At 41.1% G+C, this 2,881-nt stretch carries 3 protein-coding genes and 1 pseudogene; 2 read left to right on the top strand and 2 right to left on the bottom strand.

Features of this window, described 5'->3' with window-relative positions:
* Positions 1-232 (top strand): helix-turn-helix transcriptional regulator (locus PX481_RS25450; RefSeq protein WP_288096738.1); only part of this gene is annotated, 232 nt, incomplete at its 5' end.
* Between the two features lie 519 nt (positions 233-751).
* A complete protein-coding gene (locus PX481_RS25445) occupies positions 752-1,306 on the top strand; it encodes a hypothetical protein (RefSeq protein WP_002760892.1) in 555 nt (184 codons plus the stop codon).
* 190 nt (positions 1,307-1,496) lie between these two features.
* On the opposite strand, the gene PX481_RS25440 is transcribed toward PX481_RS25445, so the two are convergent.
* Both PX481_RS25440 and PX481_RS25435 read right to left on the bottom strand, forming a co-directional pair.
* Positions 1,497-1,967 (bottom strand): DUF4079 domain-containing protein, encoded by a 471-nt coding sequence (locus PX481_RS25440; protein WP_002760891.1) that lies wholly within the window; start codon positions 1,965-1,967, stop codon positions 1,497-1,499.
* Between the two features lie 138 nt (positions 1,968-2,105).
* A pseudogene (locus PX481_RS25435) lies at positions 2,106-2,785 on the bottom strand (RNA-guided endonuclease InsQ/TnpB family protein); the annotation flags it as partial.
* Positions 2,786-2,881: the final 96 nt, after the last annotated feature.

Genomic DNA, 2,881 nt, shown 5'->3' with positions numbered 1-2,881 from the left:
CCGTACCCTACAAAGAAGGTTAGGAGAAGAAGGTTTAACCTATACTCAGGTAGTGGAAAAAATTCGTTTTGAGCAAGCAGTTTTGTGGCTGCAGGAACCCCAGATAAAATTAATTGATATTGCCATGGAATTAGGTTACAGTGATACCGCCCATTTTACTCGCGCTTTTAAGCGTTGGACAGGATTATCACCTCGGGATTTTCGTCGTCAAAAATTGGCTAATTATCAATAGACCTCTAGAGGAGGGGTAGGGGCCAGTGTTCTCGGAGTCTGGACAAGAAAACACCAAGAGATTGAACAAAATTAATTACACCTATGGAAGGGACTATTGCAAGAGTGCCTATCCTAACCAAAAAATTAAGGCTCTCTTGGTTTAGCTTGGTTAAATATGGCCTAGCATACAGTTTTTCTCAGGTGATCCCAGAAAGATTAAGGATAAACCACGGAGGCACAAAGAACACAGAGAGGAAGACAGATTCGAGCGGTAAAACTTATCACTTACATTCCAGCAGAGGATGTCAGCTTGTTCCAAATTCAGGCGTTGAGAAGTTTATGCCACTTTTCTGATCGGCTTCTGGCAAAAGTCAAAAAGTAATCAATAATGATATGCAAGGGTTAATTATTGCTCCTATGGCAACAGTGCCTCTTGCCTGACTTGCACCAGAAGTCTGTTTGTAGCTTCGGAAATTGTCAAAACCGAGATGTAGTTACTCATTGAACACCACAAAGGCTAATATATGGAGTGTTATTTATGAGCCATTTATCCCTATCCGAACAGATTACTGAGGAACTTCTGGCAATCCTGATCGAAGAAGAAGTCACCTATCCCTGGGATGTAACCGCTGTTGAGAGTCATGATCCCTTAGACCTGACAGAAACGCCCTTTTCTCTGTGTGAAGGACTAGAAGCGACGGCGATCAAAGCACAAGCTGATAGATTCTTTAACAGTTTACACCAAAAATTCCCGACAGTTTCCGTTTCACCCCGGTCTAATATCTTTGATAAATTTGCCTCTTTATTGCCGGCCGAACATTTAAATCGTCTAGTAGAAAGCGCTGAAAATCTAGTTGATAGTCAATTAGACAACCTTGATCGCCTTGTTGTTTGTCTTAGCGATCTCTTTCCCCAATGGTCTCCAGAAGATTTACAGGTTTTTGCTCGTCCCTACGCCTATACTATGCGTAATGGCCAGAGCGAAACGACTATCGAAACCGAAAATTGGCAAAATCTTTCCGAAATTGAACAAATTCGCCGGAGTGCAGCCATTGCCAGCCAGATTTTCCGCGACTTGTCTTCTCCTGAATAATCATCTCATTTTATTTTGCACGACTACATTAGGTTACACTTCATCTTTATGAGAAACGCTATATCTCTTTATCTGATTTTTTGCTTTTTGTTTCTACCCGTCAGAAAGATTCTATAACTTGTGATTAACTTTGAAAGCACTTTTTAGGGTTGGATGCGTCTGATGACGCATCCTATATTTTCAAAGTTTCTTACATTTTGCTGAGAATACGCTGGACTATATCCATTCCCGTGAAGGCTTGCCAGCCAAAAAGACCTAAAATGACGGCATTAAGGGTAATATGGGTGATTCTGGCCAATTCATTGCCTTTTTGCATTAAAGGTACTAAAGCGGCACTGATCGAGATTAAACCCACCATCCCTAAACCCGCCAGCAGATGGGGACCGACAAATAATTTACCGTTATTAATATAAGTCACCGCCATACCCCCGATCGTCCCCAACACCATTAAAGCGAGGATTAGGGAGCCAATTTGATAGTGTTTAGTGCGAAAATCCTTGGGCAATAATTCTTTTTTTAGGTCTTTATCTGCTGTACGCGTCCGTCGCCATTGTAGCCCCGAATAGAGGGCATAGATAGTTAATCCTAATAAAACCCACATTAGAATGGGATGGCCAAATTGTGACCAAGTTTTTACGGCACTGGGAATCTCGAAGTTCATAGTTGTCTGTTCTCATCAAAGATCGCTTCTTATTGACACTCCCGTCACTAAAAGCGAGGGATTCTTGGTTCATAGAGTTTCCCTAATCTGACAGGACGTATCCAACATTCGCCAGAGGGAATCTCTCCCCCCCAACCGACGTCGGGGGGTCAAACGGTTTAATCTTTTTTCCGCTTGGCGATAGTATTGCGGTATTTCTACCGTTTCCCCATCACTATTAGCGTAGAAAACTTTTAAGCCTACATCCAATCCTACACATCTTTTAGTCGGTTCTAAGGGTTTTGCCTATTCCCGAATATCAACGCTAAGGCAGAATTGGACATAGTAACCGTCTGCTCGTTTAACAATCCTAACTCGTTTAATTTGGTCTATAGGGTAAAAGTTTAAGTCTCTAGTTCCTTTCAGTTTAACCGTGCCAAGATTTTTCTTATCTGTGAAAGTAATTTTTTTCTATCCTCCGATAGTTGACCGCCACAGTTTTTATATTCCACAGAACGATTATTTTTCTGAAACTTGGGATAACCTTTTTTACCTTTTATTTTTTTCTGACAATTGTCATAGAAACGGGCAATCGCTGACCAGTCCCGTTCTGCCGATGCTTGTCTAGCCGTAGAATTTAGAGTATCGACAAACTTGAACTGTTGGGCGAGAACTGCACAATATTTATTGAGAGAATATTTATCGATTTTGTCTTCTCTCTTGGCATCCATCCAAAGCCTTAATGCTTTGTTTCTGATGAATTGTACTGTACGAATAGCTTCATCTATGGCAGAAGACTGACTTGGTTTGACCACTGCTTTCATTTCTAAGATAATCATTGTTTATCGACCTCAAACAACTTATTTTAAGTTAACCTATACAGCAGAGATTGTCAAGATTTTAGTCGTGCTTCGCTCTTTTATATTGGTCGGGGT

It is taken from the genome of Microcystis sp. M53603_WE2, assembly GCF_030065435.1.
The sequence above is the reverse complement of the archived record's forward strand: the minus strand, read 5'-3'. Positions and strand labels throughout refer to the sequence as shown.